The following is a 19,276-nucleotide window of genomic DNA, read 5'->3' as shown; positions in this document are numbered from 1 at the left end:
GGACAACTATGAGCCTTATTGTAGACCAGCCCACCGACATCATCCTGTCGCCAGCGAAAGAGATTAAAGGTCGCAGTCTTTGGCAAGATGCGTGGCGACGTTTTTATCAAAACAAGGCAGCCGTTGCCAGCTTTTTTATCCTATTACTGATTGGCGCTTTTGTCCTATTTGTCCCTCTGTTTGCCCCTTTTGGTTACGCGGAGACCGACTGGAACTTTATGCAAGCCGCGCCTTCTATCGAAAACAAGCATTACTTTGGTACGGACTCTCTCGGACGCGACTTATTGGTGCGTACTGCCGTTGGTGGTCGTATCTCCTTGATGGTTGGCATTGCTGGCGCGACGGTTGCCGTGCTTTTTGGTACTGTTTACGGAGCGACGTCAGGCTATCTTGGCGGTAAAGTCGACATGATTATGATGCGGTTCTTAGAGATTCTAAGCGCCTTTCCGTTTATGTTTTTCGTGATTTTATTGGTCACGATATTTGGGCGTAACCTAATCTTAATCTTTGTCGCTATTGGACTGGTGTCTTGGTTGGATGTGGCTCGGATTGTTCGTGGTCAGACGCTCAGCCTCAAGAGTAAAGAGTTCATTGAAGCGGCGCACGTTGGCGGTGTCTCAGGCTTTAATATTATCCTGCGTCATATCGTGCCCAATGTGCTTGGCGTGGTCGTTATCTATGCCTCACTACTGGTACCGACGATGATTTTGTTTGAATCATTTTTGAGCTTTTTGGGACTGGGTGTGCAAGAACCGATGACCAGCTGGGGCGCACTACTGCAAGAAGGCTCTCGTACCATGCAAGTAGCACCTTGGCAGATTTTGATTCCGTCGGCTTTTTTGGTCATTACGCTATTTTGCTTTAACTTTATTGGCGATGGTCTACGCGATGCGTTTGACCCTAAAGACCGCTAGGAGAGTGACATCGTGGTAACTAAAGATTTCAGTAACACCATTAATAACAATCTTAATGATGGTTCTAATAACAGTCTCATTACACCTCCCAATACCTTGCTAGCAGTAAAAGATTTGTCCGTGCAGTTTAAGACTGAGGATGGTTTGGTGACAGCGGTGAATGGGTTGAATTTTGATCTGCATGAGGGTGAAACCTTAGGCATCGTTGGTGAATCAGGCTCCGGCAAGTCGCAGACTGCTTTTGCCATTATGGGACTGCTAGCAAAAAATGGTCATGCCAAAGGCTCGGTGCGCTTTCAAGGTAATGAGCTATTAAGCTTATCCCAAAGAGCACTAAATAAAATCCGCGCCGAACAGGTAGCGATGATTTTTCAAGATCCTATGACGTCACTCAATCCTTATATGAGGATCGGCGATCAGCTCGCCGAAGTATTGATCTTGCATAAAGGGATGAATAAAAAGGACGCTTGGGCAGAGTCGATACGCATGTTAGATGCGGTCAAAATCCCTGAGGCCAAAAAACGCATTGGCATGTATCCGCATGAGTTTTCAGGCGGTATGCGTCAGCGAGTCATGATTGCGATGGCATTACTCTGTCGCCCTAAATTGTTGATTGCTGATGAACCGACCACTGCGCTTGATGTCACGGTGCAAGCACAAATCATGGTGCTATTGAACGAGCTAAAACGCGACTTCGGTACGACAATCATCATGATTACCCATGATTTGGGCGTCGTGGCGGGTATTTGTGATCGCGTCCTTGTGATGTACGCTGGTCGCACGATGGCCTATGGCGAGACGGAGGAGATTTTTTATACCCCAACCCATCCGTATACCATCGGATTACTAAAAGCCATTCCGCGTTTGGATAATGAAATCGGCAAGCTTGAGACGATTCCCGGTAGTCCGCCAAACCTATTGGACTTGCCTGCAGGCTGTCCTTTTTATGAGCGCTGCCCTCATGCGATGGATATCTGCCGTGATACACCGCCGCCGCTTGAGTTTTTGCCGCACGATCGTCAGCGCGCTTGTCATTGGCATCCTGAAACAGAAACGGATACCTCGGCAGATATTAATGCCAATCATCAATTAGAGATAGAGGGGTAGACGATGATAACACAGACTTCTAATAGCAGCGCGACCCAGCCTAAAACACCGTTACTCAAAGTGCGTGATGTTCATACTACGTTTAATATCAAACAAAAAGGCACTTACTTTTGGCAAAAGCCTGCGACATTAAAAGCCGTTAATGGCGTCTCATTTGAGATATTTGCTGGCGAGACCTTGGGCGTAGTGGGTGAGTCGGGCTGCGGCAAATCGACCCTTGCTCGTACTATCGTGGGCTTAATCGAAGCCAACTCTGGTAGCATTCTGTTTAATGAGGAAGAGCTCGTAGGCGCGTCCAAAAAAACCATGAGAATGAAGCGTAAAGACATTCAAATGATTTTTCAAGATCCGCTTGCCTCCCTAAATCCGCGCATGACCGTGGGCGATATCATTGCCGAACCGCTACGTACATATTATCCAAAAATGAAAAAGAGCGACGTACAAAGCGAAGTACGCGAGATTATGAAAAAGGTTGGACTACTGCCCAATCAGATCAACCGATATCCACATGAGTTCTCAGGTGGACAGTGTCAGCGCATCGGCATTGCCCGCGCTTTAATCTTAAAGCCAAAAATTATCATCTGTGATGAGCCCGTCTCGGCTCTCGATGTCTCTATTCAAGCGCAGGTCATCAATTTGTTGCAAGACATCCAAGAAGAGATGGGACTCGCGCTTATTTTTATTGCCCATGATTTATCGGTGATCAAGCATATTGCAGATCGGGTGCTGGTCATGTACTTGGGCAACGCCGTCGAACTTGGGGTGAATAAAGCCGTGTACGGCAATCCGACCCATCCTTATACTCAAGCATTGATGTCGGCTGTACCGTTACCCGATCCCATTGCTGAGCGCAATAAAACCATTCAGCTATTAGAAGGCGATTTGCCAAGTCCCATTAATCCGCCCTCAGGCTGCGCGTTTCGGACGCGCTGTCCACTAGCGGATGATGAGTGTGCCCAGATCAAGCCTGTGCTAGAAGGGAATATCAATCACCGAGTGGCTTGCCTAAAAAACAAAGTCGACGTGGTATCGTAAGTTAGCAGTCCTTTAATAATAGATAACTGTGTTAAGTTACTTTATAAAAAAATACCAAATGTGAATAACATCATCTTTGGTATTTTTTTTGGTAGGAAAGCTTTATAACACGCTGTTTTAAAGTCAGTAAAGCCAGTATTTTTGGCTCTTTTTCAATAAAACTCAATGCGGCTAAGGATGTGCTCTTGCACCATGTAGGCACACACATAAGCGCTCGGCCACGCAAAAATAAATGCCAGTCCCCACGAATGCATCAGCTCCGTAAAGAAGCCGTCGACATAACCCACTTTGACGAGTAGCAACGCCGATGAGATAATCAGCGACATCATCAATGCCATAAGACCCGTGAAGATAAGGCGGTAATATTTGCGGCGAGTGCGGATTCTGATGGTGGGAAAATTGGCCATATGTTTGGTTGTCCTACAAGTGATAGCAGTGATCATGATACTCCGTGATGACGGACGGGTAAAATCGTTATTATCAATGGCTAGGTTTGTTATATCTTGATAGCTGCCTGATCATAACGATTATGTCTCGCATTTTCCGTTTGAAAGCGTTCGTTTCGCAGGTGGTATCTTAAAAATAATAATGAAAAATAGTTCATTTTTTATAGTCTATTTTGCGACGATAATCTATGATAACCAAGACTAAACGATAAATAGGACAATAAAATGGCAGACCAAGCACAGCGAACACTCGGCATCATAGGTGGTATGAGTTGGGAAAGTACCGAAAGTTACTATCGCATCATTAACGAAAGCATCAAAGCTAAATTGGGTGGATTACATTCAGCAGATTTGCTCATACATAGTGTCGATTTTGGCCCTATCAATACGCTACAAGAAACGGGTGAATGGGATGAGCTGGGCGCGATGATGGCGAGTAGTGGCACGCGCTTGCAAGCTGCCGGCGCACAAGGACTCATGATTGCTTCTAATACCATGCACAAATTATTCGACGATGTACAATCAGCCACAGACCTGCCGTTGATTCATATTGCAGACGCCACTATCGATGCTATCAAAGCACAAAATCTCAGCAAAATAGCGTTATTAGGCACGCAGTTTACGATGACTCAGGAGTTTTATAAGCAGCGCCTGATTGATGCAGGGCTAGAAGTATTGATACCTGCCGAGGGCGAGCGTGCTGAAGTACACCGTATTATCAAAAAAGAGCTATGCGTCGGTGAGTTCAAAGACAGCTCACGCCAATATTATATCGATGTCATAAGCAAGCTTGCTGAGCAAGGGGCACAGGGGGTGATATTAGGCTGTACTGAGATTGGCCTGTTGATCACTCAAGCGGACAGCCCAATACCTGTATTTGATACCACAGCGATTCATGCCGCCGCCGCGGTAGATTTTTTATTGGCTGATGTAGCGTTGTAATGTGTTAATAATCAACGCTTAGCCCAGCAAAGATTTTTACATACGGTGCTTTTTATTAGGTCAACGTTATGCCAAATACCAATGAACAAAAGCCGTAATAATTAAAAGCCGTCAAGCTAAGCGTATATAAACCACGCTATGATCCTTTACTGTTCTTAATCATACGGTGCCTATAGAGTCTTCTACGAAGTCGTCGATGTAGCCTTGTGATACGGCGTAAAGGGAGCAGTTTCCATACAGTCGTCGGGGTAATATCACGACATGACGCAGAGGTGCCACCATGCACACGATATCCTTCACTCCCTTGTGCAGCCTCTTCGGCAACCAGTTTTTTACCCTTGCGCCATCCGCCATACAGATATAGTCCGGCTCCCATCAGAGCCGTGGCTACCATGCCTGCTGGAAATGACAGCCAAAGCGCGTCCTCACCGAGCAGGGGGTAAAGCCCAAACGCAAATCCAAGGCGCACGGGATACATTGAAATCGCCATAACGACCAATGGCCAAATCACATAACCGTTCGCCCGCATGGTGCCGAAGAGCACTTGCGCTATCCCAAAAAAGATAAAACCCCATGTCGCCATGAGCTGAATGTGTTCCCCGATTGGCAACGCTTCGCTATCACTACCAAGGAAAAAGCCCAAAATGGTACCATCAAAAATGGTCAGCACCGCGATAATTGCGCCTGTCAATATCACGTTAAAGATGAGTCCCCATCGGGTGATATCTGAGACTCTACCCCATTGATTGGCCCCGATATTCTGTGCGACCATCGCACTGGCTGCGGCACTTAGCGCCATTGCAGGCATCTGCACGTATGTCCAAAGCTGTTGGGTGGCACTATAGGCGGCTGTGGTCTGTACCCCTTCACGGTTGATCAATGACAGCATCGTCAATGCCGCCGAAGAGATGACAATCATCTGCAGGCCCATCGGCAAGCCTTTTGAGAACATCGATTTTAAAATGGCTCGGTCTGCGCGCAAAAAGCGTAACTCTGGCATGCTGAGTGTCAGCACAGAGCCGCGCATATACATCGTGATAACCATACCAATAAGCGCTAGCGTGTTTGCGGCAGCGGTGGCGAAGGCTGAGCCAAATATACCCCATTCGGGAAAAGGCCCTAGACCTAAAATCAGTGTCGGCGTCAAAATCAAATCGATAATCACCGATATAATGATAAACCAAAGCGGCGTCGTAGAATCACCTGTTCCGCGCAGTGCCATCATGATCAGCGTAAACGTGAGCGTGACGGGCATCGCAACGAAAATCATCCGTAGATAGGTCAGAGCCAGATCTACCGCACTGGCTGGCGTGCCAAGAAAATCCAGTAGCATTGGCGCAAATATCCATCCTCCTGCCGACACCACTATACTGATCGGAATAATACTGCCGAGCGCCGTGCCCATGGTTCTTTTGACCATCGCCTCATCACGGCGGCCCATGGCCTGACCAATCAAAATAGTGGACGCCATACCAAAACCAAAGACGAAGGAGATGAGTATAAACATCAAAATGTTGCCGTTCGCTGTCGCGGCGAGCGCTTCTTCCCCTAAAAATCGCCCCACCCAGACGGCGTTGATGGAGCCATTCAACGACTGTAGAGCTGATGATCCAAGGGTTGGCAAGGCAAATAGGAGCATCGTTTTGGCAATCGACCCTTCAGTGAGGTCACGCCGTTTGTCAGTGGCAATACTGGTGTCGCTCAATGTCTTTCCTTTTGCGCCATTCAAGTGGGCTTTGATTTATGATAAAAATGCGTCTTAGGACAGAGGGTAGGTAACGAACTTGAAACTGATCGCATAAAAACGCTTATTATAAATGACAATGCCCGTGCCATTTTTATTAGAACGGTAAGTAAACCACGTGCTGACATAAGCCCTAGTACGAAATGTGTTACTAACGTTGTTACTGTCCTTTTGATGTCGTGTCTTATATACAGTTAGGAGGCCAGCTCAGTTTCTACTGATTATAAAATCCTGATTATTATAAAAATCCTCAAAAGGATGACGCTGATTTGACTACGAAGTAAGAGATTTATAAATATAAAGCCGCATTTATCGTTAGAATCATAGCGTAGATACTTTTTATACTATAGTTGATCCGAGTTAAGAGTGGGTTGACTATATTTCTAACAAGGATGTTTCGATGACACTAAAACGTTTAAGCCTTGTCGCCCTATTTAGTCTTTCCGTCATAGCCTGCACCACCGCGCCCAATACGCTTGCGGTGAATGCCACCCAAAAGCTGATACAGTTCGAGCGCAATAAAGCCAAGCTTGAAAAAAAGGTATTGACGCTGGCCTCTGGCGACACCATGACCTATCTAGAAGGCGGTAATATCAACGGCGAGCCGTTATTACTCATCCATGGATTTGGAGCAAACAAAGACAACTTTACCCGTATCGCTAGAGAGCTGAGTAATTATCATCTGATCATTCCAGACTTACTGGGTTTTGGTGAATCCAGTAAACCGATGCAAGTTGACTACCGTGCCGATGCTCAGGCGCAGCGTTTACATGAGCTGCTACAAGCAAAAGGGGTCGCGTCTCATATTCATGTCGGCGGTAACTCAATGGGCGGTGCCATTAGTGTTGCTTATGCCGCCATGTATCCTGATAGCGTGGGCAGCTTGTGGCTACTCGACAGTGGCGGTTTTTGGTCAGCAGGGTTTCCAAAAGATAGGTTTGATGATGATAGTTTTGACAACAGCCCGCTATTGGTCAAAAATACAGAGGATTATTTTGCTTTGTATAATCTCGTGATGTACAAGCCGCCTTATATTCCCAAAACCGTGCAAGCGGTCTTTGCTCAGACCAATATCGCCAACCGAGAGTTGCACGCCAATATCCTCAAGCAGATTACCGCAGACAATGTGGAAGCACGTGCCAAAATCATCGCGCAGCGCGATATACCCACGCTCGTCGTCTGGGGCAATGAGGATAAAATCATCAAGCCTGAGACCGCCGCCATCATGACCGAGCTGATGCCGCAGGCGCAGCTGATTATGATGTCTGAGGTCGGTCATGTGCCGATGATTGAGGCAGTAAAAGCGACGGCCAGTGATTATAAAGAATTTCGTGCAACGCTTAAGGGTCAGTAATTCACAAGTCTTTTATTAATCGCGTCAGTAAGGTATCTGTACTTTCGTCTCTGACCAGCGTGACGCCTTGTCCTGCCCATAACGACAGATGCTCGGCGTCCAAATGCTTGGTCGCATCCGCTCTCATAAACTTGGTCATGGCATTGAGTTGTGGGTAGGGCGGTAGCGCATCTGCGCTCTCAAATTGAGCAAAATCACGCAAATAATCGTTTAATAAACCACGCGCAAGCTTACCTGAGAATAATCTGGTTAAGCGTGTCTCGCTACTGCGCGCTCCTTGACTGGCCTCAATGAGCGCTTGTTTATACGTATTATTAATACCGCATTGATCTGTGGTCAAAAACGCCGTCCCCATTTGCGCAAGCTCAGCACCTGCCGCTTGTACTGCCTTGATATCCTGTGCCGTCATAATGCCACCTGCGGCAATCAAAGGAATATCTGTGCAAGCGCGCGTTTGACTAATCAGAGTCAATAATCCCAATGGATCAGTTTCGCTTTGCGGCAACCAACCACCGCGATGACCGCCCGCTTCCGCCCCTTGTACACACACCGCATCTGCCCCAATCTCGCTCCATACTTTGGCTTCCAATGGATGGTTTGCCGTACCGATGACACGCGTGCCGACACGTTGCAAACGCTGGACTTGCTCAGCGCTGATAATACCAAAAGTAAAACTGGCAACAGGTACAGGATTGTCATAGAGCACTTGCAACTGCTCAGCAAAGCTCTGTGCTGGACGCGTGGGTAGTGTAAATTCTATATTCTGCTCTTGGTAATACTCACTTAGCCAAGCAGGCAGGGCGGTATCAAAGGTGCTCGACTCGTGCTCAGATAACACCATCAGATTGACCATAAAAGAACGGTCGGTCAGGGTCTTAATCGTATTGATTTGGCTATTCAAAACGTCTGGCGCGGTCATGCCAGCGCCCAATGAACCAAGTCCACCAAAGTTACTAACACTCGCAATCAGTTCAGGGGTGGTAGCTCCGCCTGCCATTGGCGCTTGGATAATCGGGTAGGTGAGGTTAAGCGTATTGAGTAAGCTCATGATTGACTCCTTTTTATTAGGATATTTGTATGACTCACTGTAGCAGAGGTAGGCGGTGCGCGTGTTGGATAGTGTTTATTTAGTTACTGAATAAGGGGTGGGTTTTGGCTACGGAATTGTAGTTAAAATATTTGACTATAAAACTGTAGTTAAAGCTTATTAATGCATATACTTGAGATGACTAAACATCTAGCCAAAGAAAGTTGGAAATAACTAATGAATAAAATATCTTCAATTACTAGACGCGATATATTTGACTCTATTCAGATAGGAAATATCGATTGGGCTGGAAGGTTAGATGAAACTACATTTTTATCCCGACTTTATGATTTAGAAAGCCTTTCTTCAACTGACAGCAGATATCTAAATGCTAAAGGTGATATTTGGCAGCATAGATTTAATAACCACGATTGGGATGACGACTGGATTTTTTATGATAGTAGGTTCAATCTGTTAGATTGCCACGATAATATTTTCCTAGATTTTTTGTGTCATATGATACATCCAGTAGTAAGAACAGATAGAGAAGAAGTAAAAACGATTCTTGATATCTTCAATAAAATTCTAAGTTATGACGATTTTGAAATTGTCGAAGCAGTTCATATTTCTAATAGACCAACTTTTAGTGGAAGGAAAAAATTTACTGGTAAAGCCTCTATAGAAAAAAAAGGTAATGAGATTAAGATTATTTTTAATGCTGATTACGTTTCTCAGCAGATTAACTTAATGGAATCATCAATTGAGACTTCACCTTATCAAGCGATAGGAGTAGCGAAAGAATTGATTGAAACTGCTTGCAAATCAATCTTTAAAAGTAGACAAGAAGAATATAATAAAAACTGGGACTTATCTAAGTTGATGAGAGAAACTACTAAGTTACTTAAAATTACACCTGATGATATATCTAACGAGGCGAAAGCAGCGAGGTCAATAAGACAAATATTAGGTAGCTTATCTGCTGTTGTCCAAGGAATTGCAGAGGTTAGAAATGAATATGGCAGTGGTCATGGCAAAGATAGTGAATTCAAAGGGTTACAACCTAGGCACGCTAAGTTAGCAGTTGGAGCATCATCTACCTTAGCTATATATCTACTAGAAACGCATGAAATGAGAAAAGATAGCTAAGAAAACTGACTCATTTTTATAACTCAGCAGCTCAACCACATCATCACCGCTAGTCGGCAAACTCCAATGACATGCCCTAAACAGACTGACTCTAGTTCTCTACTTCAACTAATTTACCGTTAGTATGACGCCGAATCCGTCTGGATCAGTTAACTCGATGCCGTTTTCATTCCAATAAGGATTTTGTGAGGTGATCGGTAGTATATCTGCTTGTTGCGCTCTATCTATAATGGTTTGGATTTCCTCTTCGCTATCTAAGTAAAATACGATCAAATCGTCCCTGTCAGGATGATGGTCAGCTTTATCATTGGAATAGGTAAACTCCATATGCCAATCCTGATCGGGAAATCCTAAAAAAACACCGTCGTAACCATTATGGTCTTTGAAGCCGCCCAGCTTTTCTAGTCCAATAATGTTTTGATAAAAATCAATAATGGTATCCAAATTATTGGTGTGTCGCGCATATCGAAATTTCATAAGTATCCTTACTCATTTAGGAGGAGCGGTATAGAGTTCAAATCAGTGACAACCAAATAAAGACAAAATGAGGATGACAGTGGTCGCATAACTGTCTTCGAACTGACCATGGTATAAATAATTCAAGCACTGATTTATTGTACACAAAAAAAGAGCCAATCATCCAAGCCACCAAAAAGATGACTGAGAAAATTGACCCATTCCTATAACTTTGCTTTTTAACTTTTATGATTAATTCAACTGCAACGACCCCTGCGCATTCATGAGCAGCTCAACCACATCATCACCGCTAATCACCTCAAAGCGTTTGTCGATGTCTGCTTCTTCCAAACCATTGTGCTTCATGCAAGCACCGCAGACCAATACTTGTCCGCCTTTCTCGATAAAGGCTTCTAGCAATTCACCAGCAGGCTCAAATGGCGCGCCAATATTGACATCGTCTAGCGCATTTGGTTTTGCCAAATGTACCGCATCCACCATTAATATCACCGTGGCAGAGTGGCCTTTTTTGAGTGCCACGCCAGCCATGGTAAAGGCTAGGGTGATTTTGCTTGGATTTGATTCACTATTATCAAATAACGTACCGACAAAATCCGTCGTGTTAGCCATATTATTCTCCTTATCAGACTATATTTAGTTGAGTTGAATGTCATACTCACTACTATCCTAACATTTATTATATTTATTTATATAATGAGTTGTTATGAAATAGTAGCTATAAGGTTACGTGGCTGTGATTTGTTTTAAACGCACGCTTAGCAAAATATATTTTAAGCTAAGCTCTCTTGCTATCACTCCGTTGGTGGCCACGGACGATCACGATCGCTCTCTATCCATTCGGCGACATAGCCAGTCGGCGGTAGATCCCAATCAGACTGTCCCAATGCGGCCAGTACTTGGGCGGTGTCGATCACCCGACCGCCTTTGGTCACGCCTGTACGCAGTAGCGCAGAGGAGCAAGGTTTGCCTTTGACCCACATGGATTGCTCGATATAGAGCCAGCGCGCATCGATACCGACCATTTTGGTCTTTAGTGTGACCTTTTCAAAGGCACGAATACGCTTGCGATATTGGATAGTACTGCCAGCGATGACCAGACCCCAACGCTGTTTTAGCAGCTGCGTGCCAAGTCCGCTACGCACTGCAAAGTCCATACGCCCCAAATCATACAGCGTGAATACGCGACCGTTATTCATCTCCAAGAAGTTATCGATATCCGTCAGGCGACAGCGAAACTGAACCTCGCTGGTTTCTTTTAGGGTTAAGGTATCGCCCTTTTTTGCTTTTAAGGCGGCGTGAGCGATGGTACTGGCATAACGGATAAATGGGTACATAAAATCGTCTCGAAGGTTTAAAGGACAGCATTAAAAGTCGTTAAAGTAGGATGTATTGTCAGGGCTACTTAGGCCTATTTTTTACGTGACTCGACCCCAATCCAATTGAAGTAGGCACTCACCGTTTCGGGTATCCAGTTGATATCAAATTTTGAAGAATTGCCATTAGTATTATTTTTTGCTTGACCCTTATCTGAGCGATAACGCAAATAGCCGATATGTCCACCGTGCTCAGTATCTAAGATAGTGACGCTATCAGAGACATCGTTGGGTGTCGCGGTAAAGCCAATAAACGGATCGTCTTTTGCACTGATGAGTAATAAGGGCTTGGTCACGTTTATCAAATAGGGAAGGGCTGATGAGGCTTGATAGTAGTGATTGTTAGAGCGGTAGCCATGACGCGGCGCGGTAAAAATATCATCAAAGTCACTGATGCGATTGACGGCTTTGATCGAGTCAATCTCCTCTTGAGTAATGTCGTTGGCTAAGGCTTTTTTGATAATTGGGTTGAGCAAATAAGGCGTATAAATTCGATGGCTTAAAAAGCTATGCATACTAAGCGCCGCTGAGGACATATCGACGGGAGCGGAGATAACGGTAGCGCCTTGGCAGAGTGCTTCGTCACCATATTCGCCCATATATTTTGCTAGGGCATTGCCACCCAAAGAGACACCGACTGCATAGATATTGGCGTATTGTTGCTTTAGATTTTGTAGCGCGTGATGCACTTCATCGGTATCGCCCGCATTATAAAAAACTCTGCCATTAGCAGGAATACCGCCGCAACTGCGGAAATGTGCCACCACGAAGTGCCAACCTTGCGCGTGCATCTGGTAAGCCAATGCGCGCGCATAATGACTGTCGCTGCTGCCTTCCATACCATGGAATAAGACAATCAATGGCGTTTGCTCAAGCGCGCCGTTTTTTGATGTGTCTACAGGGTGCGCATCATAAAAATCGTAGGCAATATCGCTTTCATCTAAAGAGTCTTTTTCGACTTCGCGGCGATAGGTTGGTGCTTTTGGCGCAAAAAACTTGGGTAAGATGCTTTGCAAGTGTGGATTGGTTAGCCAAAAGGGCGGTTTAAAAGGCGCTGGAGCAAAAGGTTTGGTTGAGGTTGACATATTTTGGTCTTATTTAATAATCGTGGAAAAACAAAAAAGTAGCGTGGTAAGGGTTTTTTATCATAACGTCAGTAACCATGAAAACCAATAATTTTTAGTGAGAGCATGACTACCGATAAATGGCTCACAAGCTGATAAATAGCGACTGAATACAACTATAGTGAAACCATTATAAAAATGGTATAGCAAGATTAAACGCTATTTTTCGCAGCCTCTGGAGACGCAGTCACAGCAAGCAAGAAAAGTAGCGTTTAATCGAGCGCATTTCCTATGCTGTATCAATTTTATTGAGGTTCTACTATATCTAAACGGCTAATGAGAAAGGTTAATCAGTTTCTTCTAGACTTCTGGCTGATTCAATACGCGTCCATCCATCGCAAGTCGCTCTTTTAGACTCTCGATATCTGCCTGTGCCAATGTCGCAGTCAAGGTGACTTGTTTGCTATAGGCGACATCATCGATGTGACCGCCAAGACTTTCTATCATATAGCGGCACTGTGCTTCGGTCGCAAACTCTGCCAGTATCTGAATCTGTGCCATGTGTACATAGGGATTTAATGTCATCTCATCGACCGCTGCTTGGGCAGAGCCTGCATAAGCGCGGGTGAGACCGCCAGCCCCTAGCTTGATACCGCCGAAGTAACGCACCACAATAATGATGACATTGCCGATGGACTTGTGTTGCAAGACATTTAATATCGGCCTGCCTGCGGTACCGCTTGGCTCACCATCGTCGTCAAAACCTGCACTGGTAGTATTGTCAGGGTCACCAATGATGTAGCCCCAGCAAAAGTGCCGCGCATCAGGATATTGCTCACGTAGTTGTTCCACGTGAAACATGGCTTGCTCACGCGAGCTCACCGGATACGCGTAAGCAATAAACTCAGATTTCTTAATTTCTAGGCGCGCGGTGACGGCACGTTTTAGCGTTTGATAGCTCATATTTCATCAGGCTTAGGTTGGATATGGTAAACTTAGCTAACTTTCACTGTCGTCCGTATTGGGTACAGTGTTCATTTCATTTTTCATTATAGTACCATTTCTAACCATCGAAGATAACGAGCTGCTCACGGCTGAGTGCTGGCGTCGTTAGTTTCTGATTTAGGGCTGGTATCATAAAACCGATGGTAGTAAATAGTATGCGTTTAGATAAATTCATTAGTAAAGCCACTGAGCTGTCACGTAAAGAGTCCAAAAAGATCATGCACGCGGGCGAAATCACTGTAAACGATCAAGTGGTCAAAGACCCTGGCCTACATGTCGATGTCGTCAACGATGATGTGATGTGGGCAGGCGAGCCACTGTCAGTCGCTGCGGGCAATCGTTATATCTTACTGTACAAGCCTGAAGGCTTTGAATGTACATTAAAGGTCAAAGAATACCCAATCGTCACCGAGCTGATCGCCGTACCAGAATTGGGTAGTTTGCGTATCGCTGGACGTCTCGATGTCGATACCACTGGCGCCTTGCTCATGAGTGATGATGGCGGCTGGCTACACCGTGTCACCAGTCCTAAGCATGAGCACGCCAAGGTTTATGAGCTGACCTTAGCATCGCCGATGGATAGCGATGCCCAAGAAAAAGCCGTGAAAAAAGTCGCTGAAGGGATTTTATTAGAAGGCGATTATGAGCCAACCAAGCCTGCTATTCTTGAGTTCATTGATGAAACCCATGCCCGCCTGACGCTAGAGCAGGGTAAATACCATCAAGTCAAACGCATGATGGGTTATTTTGGTAATCGAGTCACGGAGCTGCACCGCGCCAGTATCGGTCATATCAATTTAGACGGCCTAGAAAAAGGCGACAGTCGCTTCTTAACACCAGAAGAAGTCGCTAAATTTTAATTTCTAGTATTTGCATAAATACTATTTTTAAATTGCTCTCTTCTAAAAAACATTAGCAGCCACTACCCAGTGTGCTGCTTTTTGCTGTCAGCTATTTATATTTGTGATTCTCCTGCAATATTTTTGCGGTCTGCTTGTGTTGCCTATCTCTTAAAGCTCAGTAGCAATTTTGCAAAACTGCGCTTTTATAACTTTGCAAAAAATTCCTTTGTGCTAAAGTCTGTCTAATATTTTAATATATTCTTTTACATAATATAATTGTGATTAATAAGAGCTGGCTTCGTGAAGCATTGCATTTATTAAAAACCAACTGGGACTGTTTCTGTGACATTATCTGTATTTAAATTTGCGAGCTTAAGCAGCGTCATCTTATTAGCCACTACTGCTTGTGCGCAGCCAAGCTCAGCGGATACGACGAGCACCCAATTGAACCAAAACAATCAAAGCGCGCAGATGAGCAAAGCGGTAAGTGCAACGGTCGATAAGCGGTTGCGCCAAGTGCTGACCCAAGCAGGTATCAAAACGCAGATTACCTCCATTGCGCCGTCCAAATTACCCAATATGTATCAAGTGAATTTGGCTGGGCAGCCGCCACTACACATCACTGAAGATGGTCGCTATGTTATCCAAGGTGAGTTACAAAAGAACCCAAGCAAGCGGGTAGTGACCAAAACACCAGTACGCAGCACGAGTGCGCAGGTAGGCAAGCCTGTCAGTGCAGCAGTCAAATCGGCGATGCTTGCCAATATGCGTGCGCTCAAAAACATGAATGCAAAAACGCCGTTCTTTTATACGGCCGTACCCGGCATGATTTGGGGCGCAACGCTCGAAGGAGTGCCTTTTTTGCTATCAGACGATGCGCAGTACATCACCGATGGTGAGATATCAGTGATCGAAAATGGTCAGTTTATCGGACTCGATGAGAATTTTGAAAAACGTAAAAACCAATCGGTGTTTGCGACATTGGATGAAAGCCAATTGATTACTTATCCAGCGACTAGTCCTGAGAGGGCGGTGATCTATGTGGCTGATGACGTCAACTGCCCGTATTGCCGTCGATTTCATCAGCAAATACCCGTGCTCAATGCAAAAGGCGTGACGGTCAACGTCATCGGCTATCCGATATACGAGCAGTCACCTGAGCAAATGCGTGGTATTTGGTGCCAAGGTAGCGAAAGCAGTCGTCGTCAGGCATTCGATAAGGCGATGCTACAAGGTGAGATGACACCTGCACCAGCAAGTTGCAACGTCGATCACGTGACGCCCAATCGCGAAAAAGCTGCTGGACTGGCAGTGATAGCGACGCCTGCCATTTACCGTGAGGACGGTGTGCTATATCAAGCAAGTTTTGAAAGTCCTGAGTTTTTAGAATTTTTAGGTATCGAATAATTATATTAGTATCGCTCAAGATCTTTATTTATCATTATCTTGAATAGAGTAATAAAAAACCGCTTTATGAGCTGATTCATAAAGCGGTTTTTATCGTTTAACTTATCAATATTTCAAATATCAAAAGCGGTCTCAACTTGTTTATGGCAAGACAATATCGACGATCTTCCATTGAATAAGTCCTTGGCGCTGCATCTCGATAGTGAGTGGATAGCCTTTGACTTGACCACTGATATTGAAACAATTGATACCGCAGTAGCTCAATGTTGGCTTGTCGCTATCGTTGCCTTGTGCCGCCTGCTGTTCAAGTTCTGCCGCTTGTTTTTTCATGACTTGCTGGATTTGACTCTTGACCACAGCATCGACGTCGCCACGTTGAATGATTAAGCTTTGAATCAGGTTTCTCAAGTCAACTTGATCGCTAGCGATTGCCCATGCGGCCGCAAGCTCTTTGGTTGCTGTATTCGCTTGACCCTGAGTGTTAATGACTTTTTCGATATTTTGCGGGGTGATAGCACCATCAACCGCTTGCGTGATAAAGCCATTGGCAGCCTCAGTCAATGGCTCACCACCGAGCTCAGCGATTAATGGATACTTAGTCATGGTCGTGGTAAATTGATCAGTTAGCTGAGTTTGGATGCTTGGACGCACTTGCTCGTAATCAATGGTCGCTGCGATAGCGGCACCGTCTTTGGCATCATAAGCATTTTTGAGCTGATAAGCACTGTAGTAAGGGGAGCCTGCATAGATTGCTACGGCAATCACGATTAATAAAACAATCAGCTTTTTCATAAGACTTGGTACCTTGTCGCAAACGTCATGGGTATAAATGACCGTAGATATGGCGATAAATACTAGCACGACTCGTCATTATTCAGGTATGAAAAGCTTTGTAGTAATCTTAATAAATCGTGTATATCGCAACCTAACTGCCTTAACTACGAATTTCATGACTTAAGCGCTTGATAAATCAGCAGACCATCTCCATAAATAGCGCAAACTTTTTATAATTGATTTGGCTAAGTAGCCCCCACCGTATTTGTCCGTTACATGCACATATTATCATCCTGTGACATTGTGGTTTGCCATGTTTCACATGAAACGTTGCTGTGTGATTGTGTATGAGATGAAGACCGTTAATGGTCAAAGCTGACCAAAGCTAATGAACTGACGAGCTGGTGGTGCTGCGAAGACGATAGGAGAAACCATGAGTAAACGCGATTTTTATGAAGTATTAGGTGTCAGTAAGACCGCTGACAGCAAGGAGATTAAGCGAGCCTACCGCAAGCTTGCCATGAAATATCATCCAGATCGCAACTCTGATGACCCTGATTCTGAAGACAAATTCAAAGAAGCCTCAATGGCTTACGAAGTACTGAGCGATGAAGAAAAGCGTTCAGCGTATGACCGCATGGGTCATGCAGCCTTTGAAAATGGCATGGGTGGCGGCGGCTTTGGCGGTGCAGGCGGCGGCAACTTCCAAGACATTTTTGGCGATATTTTCGGTAACTTTGGTGACATCTTTGGTCAATCACGTGGCGGCGGTGGTGGACGCTCGCGTCGTGGCTCTGACCTGCGTTATGTGATTGAGCTGACATTAGAAGAAGCAGTACGTGGCTGCAAAAAAGAAATCAGCTTTACCGCGCCAGCCCCATGCGACACTTGTGATGGTAAAGGTGCCAAAGATGCCTCTGATGTCGTGACCTGTCAGATGTGTCATGGTCAAGGCCAAGTGCGTATGCAGCAAGGTTTCTTTGCCGTGCAGCAAGCTTGCCCGCAGTGTGGCGGCTCTGGTAAACAAATCAAAAACCCTTGCCCTGACTGTCATGGTAATGGCGTCAAAGACAAATCACGTACGCTAGAAGTATCTATCCCAGCGGGCGTTGATGATGGTGATCGTGTCCGTCTGGCAGGCGAAGGCGAGGCTGGCGGCGCAGGCGTACAGAATGGCGACTTGTATGTCGAAGTACGCGTCAAACCGCACAACGTCTTTACTCGTCAAGGCGCCGATCTATATATGGATGTACCAGTCAGCATCACTGATGCAGCACTCGGTAAAGAAGTTGAGATCCCAACCTTAGATGGCAAAGTAAAAATCAAAGTGGCAGAAGGTACGCAAAGTGGTAAATTGCTACGTGTACGCGGTAAGGGCGTGACGCCAGTACGCACCACGATGAAAGGCGATTTGATCTGCCGCGTCGTTATCGAAACCCCTGTCAACCTAACTCGTGAGCAAAAAGATCTATTACGTCAATTCCAAGATACGTTGGATGATGACAGTAAGCATCAGCAGTCGCCACATAAAAAATCATTCTTTAAAAAGATTGGCGATTTGTTTGACTGATTATTTGACTAAGACAGACTGTTGTTAGATAGCTATATTGAAAGTAAGCCCAAAGGTTTCATGTGAAACCTTTGGGCTTTTTCTTGTGCTGATAAAAAACCACTCAGTTAACGATATTTGTTAAACTGACGATAAATGATATCCAAAAATAACCCCACCAAATGTAAAGTATGTAAGGTAGAGATATGAGTCAACAAACAACAGAACAAACCATCAAAGTTGGTGTGATCGGTGCAGGTGGTCGTATGGGTCGTATGCTTATCGAAGCCGTACAAAACAATGCGAAGACCACACTTAATGCAGCGATTGAGCGTCAAGGATCTAGTCTCGTCGGCGCGGATGCAGGCGAGGTGGCAGCTATCGGACGTTTAGAGGTACAAATCGTTGACGAGCTAGAGGCTGTGATCAATGACATCGATGTGCTGATTGATTTTAGTTTGCCTGATGCGACTGAAAAAAACATGCAAGTTTGTGCCGAGCATAATGTTGCGATGGTCATTGGCACGACAGGATTTAATGAGGCGCAAGAGCAGGTATTGGCAAAAGCCAGTGAAAAAATCGCTATCGTCTATGCAGGTAACTATTCAACAGGCGTTAACCTGTCATTGAAACTACTTGGCATGGCCGCCAAAGCATTTGGCAATGATGCTGACGTGGAGATCATCGAAGCGCATCACAAACACAAAATCGATGCACCGTCTGGTACCGCATATATGATGGCAGAAGCCGTCGCAGAGGCACGCGGACAGAACCTAAAAGACGTCGCTATCTACGGACGCGAAGGACAAACGGGCGAACGCGAATCAGGTACGATTGGCATTCATGCCGTACGCGGTGGAGAGATCGTAGGCGATCATACTGTGATGTTTATCGCTGATGGTGAGGTGGTCGAGATTACTCACCGCGCACGAGAGCGCATGACCTTTGCCGCAGGTGCTGTACGTGCCGCGACTTGGGTGACCGAGCAAGCCGTTGGGCAATATAATATGCAAGATGTGCTGGGTCTGAATGATTAGGTAGCATTGAAAAAGGCTCAAGAAAAATGAGGG

Annotated in this window: 19 protein-coding genes; 10 read left to right on the top strand and 9 right to left on the bottom strand. The window is 45.3% G+C overall.

All coding sequences use genetic code 11. From position 1 onward, the window contains the following. The first annotated feature begins 8 nt into the window (after positions 1–8). The 3 genes from oppC to oppF are packed head-to-tail and all read left to right on the top strand — an operon-like array spanning position 9 to position 3,056. The gene (gene oppC / locus ACTXGK_RS15415) at positions 9–914 is read left to right on the top strand and encodes an oligopeptide ABC transporter permease OppC (protein ID WP_087041773.1); all 906 of its coding nucleotides are present in this window, start codon (positions 9–11) and stop codon (positions 912–914) included. A gap of 12 nt (positions 915–926) precedes the next feature. Continuing rightward, positions 927–2,021, top strand: a complete 1,095-nt coding sequence (locus tag ACTXGK_RS15410; RefSeq protein ID WP_443514789.1) for an oligopeptide ABC transporter ATP-binding protein OppD — start codon at positions 927–929, stop codon at positions 2,019–2,021. Positions 2,022–2,024: 3 nt separating this feature from the next. Beyond that, on the top strand, positions 2,025–3,056 hold the full coding sequence (gene oppF / locus ACTXGK_RS15405) for a murein tripeptide/oligopeptide ABC transporter ATP binding protein OppF (RefSeq protein WP_443514788.1): 1,032 nt from the start codon (positions 2,025–2,027) through the stop codon (positions 3,054–3,056). Between the two features lie 152 nt (positions 3,057–3,208). Here oppF and ACTXGK_RS15400 read toward each other — a convergent pair whose 3' ends face one another. Next, the gene (locus tag ACTXGK_RS15400) at positions 3,209–3,463 is read right to left on the bottom strand and encodes a DUF2798 domain-containing protein (protein WP_443514873.1); all 255 of its coding nucleotides are present in this window, start codon (positions 3,461–3,463) and stop codon (positions 3,209–3,211) included. A 264-nt stretch (positions 3,464–3,727) separates the two neighbouring features. Between ACTXGK_RS15400 and ACTXGK_RS15395 the strand changes: the two genes are divergently transcribed. Next, positions 3,728–4,444: an aspartate/glutamate racemase family protein gene (locus ACTXGK_RS15395; RefSeq protein ID WP_443514787.1), complete on the top strand. Its 717-nt coding sequence runs from the start codon at positions 3,728–3,730 to the stop codon at positions 4,442–4,444. Between the two features lie 136 nt (positions 4,445–4,580). On the opposite strand, the gene ACTXGK_RS15390 is transcribed toward ACTXGK_RS15395, so the two are convergent. Continuing rightward, positions 4,581–6,149 (bottom strand): MATE family efflux transporter, encoded by a 1,569-nt coding sequence (locus tag ACTXGK_RS15390; RefSeq protein WP_443514786.1) that lies wholly within the window; start codon positions 6,147–6,149, stop codon positions 4,581–4,583. 439 nt (positions 6,150–6,588) lie between these two features. Here ACTXGK_RS15390 and ACTXGK_RS15385 point away from each other — a divergent pair, with 439 nt between their 5' ends. Beyond that, a complete protein-coding gene (locus ACTXGK_RS15385; protein ID WP_443514785.1) occupies positions 6,589–7,542 on the top strand; it encodes an alpha/beta fold hydrolase in 954 nt (317 codons plus the stop codon). Between the two features lies 1 nt (position 7,543). Here the strand turns inward: ACTXGK_RS15385 and ACTXGK_RS15380 are convergent, their stop codons facing one another. Further along, complete coding sequence (locus tag ACTXGK_RS15380; RefSeq protein ID WP_443514784.1) at positions 7,544–8,590, bottom strand: NAD(P)H-dependent flavin oxidoreductase; 1,047 nt, start codon at positions 8,588–8,590, stop codon at positions 7,544–7,546. A gap of 216 nt (positions 8,591–8,806) precedes the next feature. On the opposite strand from ACTXGK_RS15380, the gene ACTXGK_RS15375 reads away from it, so the two are divergent. Then, the gene (locus ACTXGK_RS15375) at positions 8,807–9,715 is read left to right on the top strand and encodes an abortive infection family protein (protein WP_443514783.1); all 909 of its coding nucleotides are present in this window, start codon (positions 8,807–8,809) and stop codon (positions 9,713–9,715) included. A gap of 108 nt (positions 9,716–9,823) precedes the next feature. On the opposite strand, the gene ACTXGK_RS15370 is transcribed toward ACTXGK_RS15375, so the two are convergent. The 5 genes from ACTXGK_RS15370 to ACTXGK_RS15350 form a co-directional block, all read right to left on the bottom strand. Beyond that, positions 9,824–10,192 carry a VOC family protein gene (locus ACTXGK_RS15370; protein ID WP_443514782.1) on the bottom strand — a complete coding sequence of 123 codons (369 nt, stop codon included), beginning with the start codon at positions 10,190–10,192 and terminating at the stop codon, positions 9,824–9,826. A 231-nt stretch (positions 10,193–10,423) separates the two neighbouring features. After that, complete coding sequence (locus ACTXGK_RS15365) at positions 10,424–10,801, bottom strand: DsrE family protein (protein ID WP_443514781.1); 378 nt, start codon at positions 10,799–10,801, stop codon at positions 10,424–10,426. Positions 10,802–10,983: 182 nt separating this feature from the next. Further along, complete coding sequence (locus ACTXGK_RS15360; RefSeq protein ID WP_443514780.1) at positions 10,984–11,526, bottom strand: acyl-CoA thioesterase; 543 nt, start codon at positions 11,524–11,526, stop codon at positions 10,984–10,986. Positions 11,527–11,600: 74 nt separating this feature from the next. After that, a complete protein-coding gene (locus ACTXGK_RS15355; RefSeq protein WP_443514779.1) occupies positions 11,601–12,650 on the bottom strand; it encodes a YheT family hydrolase in 1,050 nt (349 codons plus the stop codon). A gap of 339 nt (positions 12,651–12,989) precedes the next feature. Then, on the bottom strand, positions 12,990–13,592 hold the full coding sequence (locus tag ACTXGK_RS15350; protein ID WP_443514778.1) for a YigZ family protein: 603 nt from the start codon (positions 13,590–13,592) through the stop codon (positions 12,990–12,992). Positions 13,593–13,789: 197 nt separating this feature from the next. Between ACTXGK_RS15350 and ACTXGK_RS15345 the strand changes: the two genes are divergently transcribed. Beyond that, on the top strand, positions 13,790–14,494 hold the full coding sequence (locus tag ACTXGK_RS15345; RefSeq protein WP_371531763.1) for a pseudouridine synthase: 705 nt from the start codon (positions 13,790–13,792) through the stop codon (positions 14,492–14,494). A 324-nt stretch (positions 14,495–14,818) separates the two neighbouring features. After that, positions 14,819–15,883, top strand: coding sequence for a disulfide isomerase DsbC N-terminal domain-containing protein (locus ACTXGK_RS15340; RefSeq protein ID WP_443514777.1), 1,065 nt, complete (start codon positions 14,819–14,821; stop codon positions 15,881–15,883). A gap of 141 nt (positions 15,884–16,024) precedes the next feature. Here the strand turns inward: ACTXGK_RS15340 and ACTXGK_RS15335 are convergent, their stop codons facing one another. Beyond that, complete coding sequence (locus ACTXGK_RS15335; protein ID WP_443514776.1) at positions 16,025–16,675, bottom strand: DUF2939 domain-containing protein; 651 nt, start codon at positions 16,673–16,675, stop codon at positions 16,025–16,027. A gap of 415 nt (positions 16,676–17,090) precedes the next feature. On the opposite strand from ACTXGK_RS15335, the gene dnaJ reads away from it, so the two are divergent. Together dnaJ and dapB are read left to right on the top strand one after the other, a co-directional pair. After that, positions 17,091–18,227 carry a molecular chaperone DnaJ gene (gene dnaJ / locus ACTXGK_RS15330; RefSeq protein WP_201599441.1) on the top strand — a complete coding sequence of 379 codons (1,137 nt, stop codon included), beginning with the start codon at positions 17,091–17,093 and terminating at the stop codon, positions 18,225–18,227. A 185-nt stretch (positions 18,228–18,412) separates the two neighbouring features. After that, positions 18,413–19,243, top strand: coding sequence for a 4-hydroxy-tetrahydrodipicolinate reductase (gene dapB / locus ACTXGK_RS15325; protein WP_394209679.1), 831 nt, complete (start codon positions 18,413–18,415; stop codon positions 19,241–19,243). The last annotated feature ends 33 nt before the right edge of the window (positions 19,244–19,276 follow it).

This window comes from Psychrobacter sp. T6-5 (assembly GCF_052258485.2).
GTDB lineage: Bacteria > Pseudomonadota > Gammaproteobacteria > Pseudomonadales > Moraxellaceae > Psychrobacter.
The sequence above is the reverse complement of the archived record's forward strand: the minus strand, read 5'-3'. Positions and strand labels throughout refer to the sequence as shown.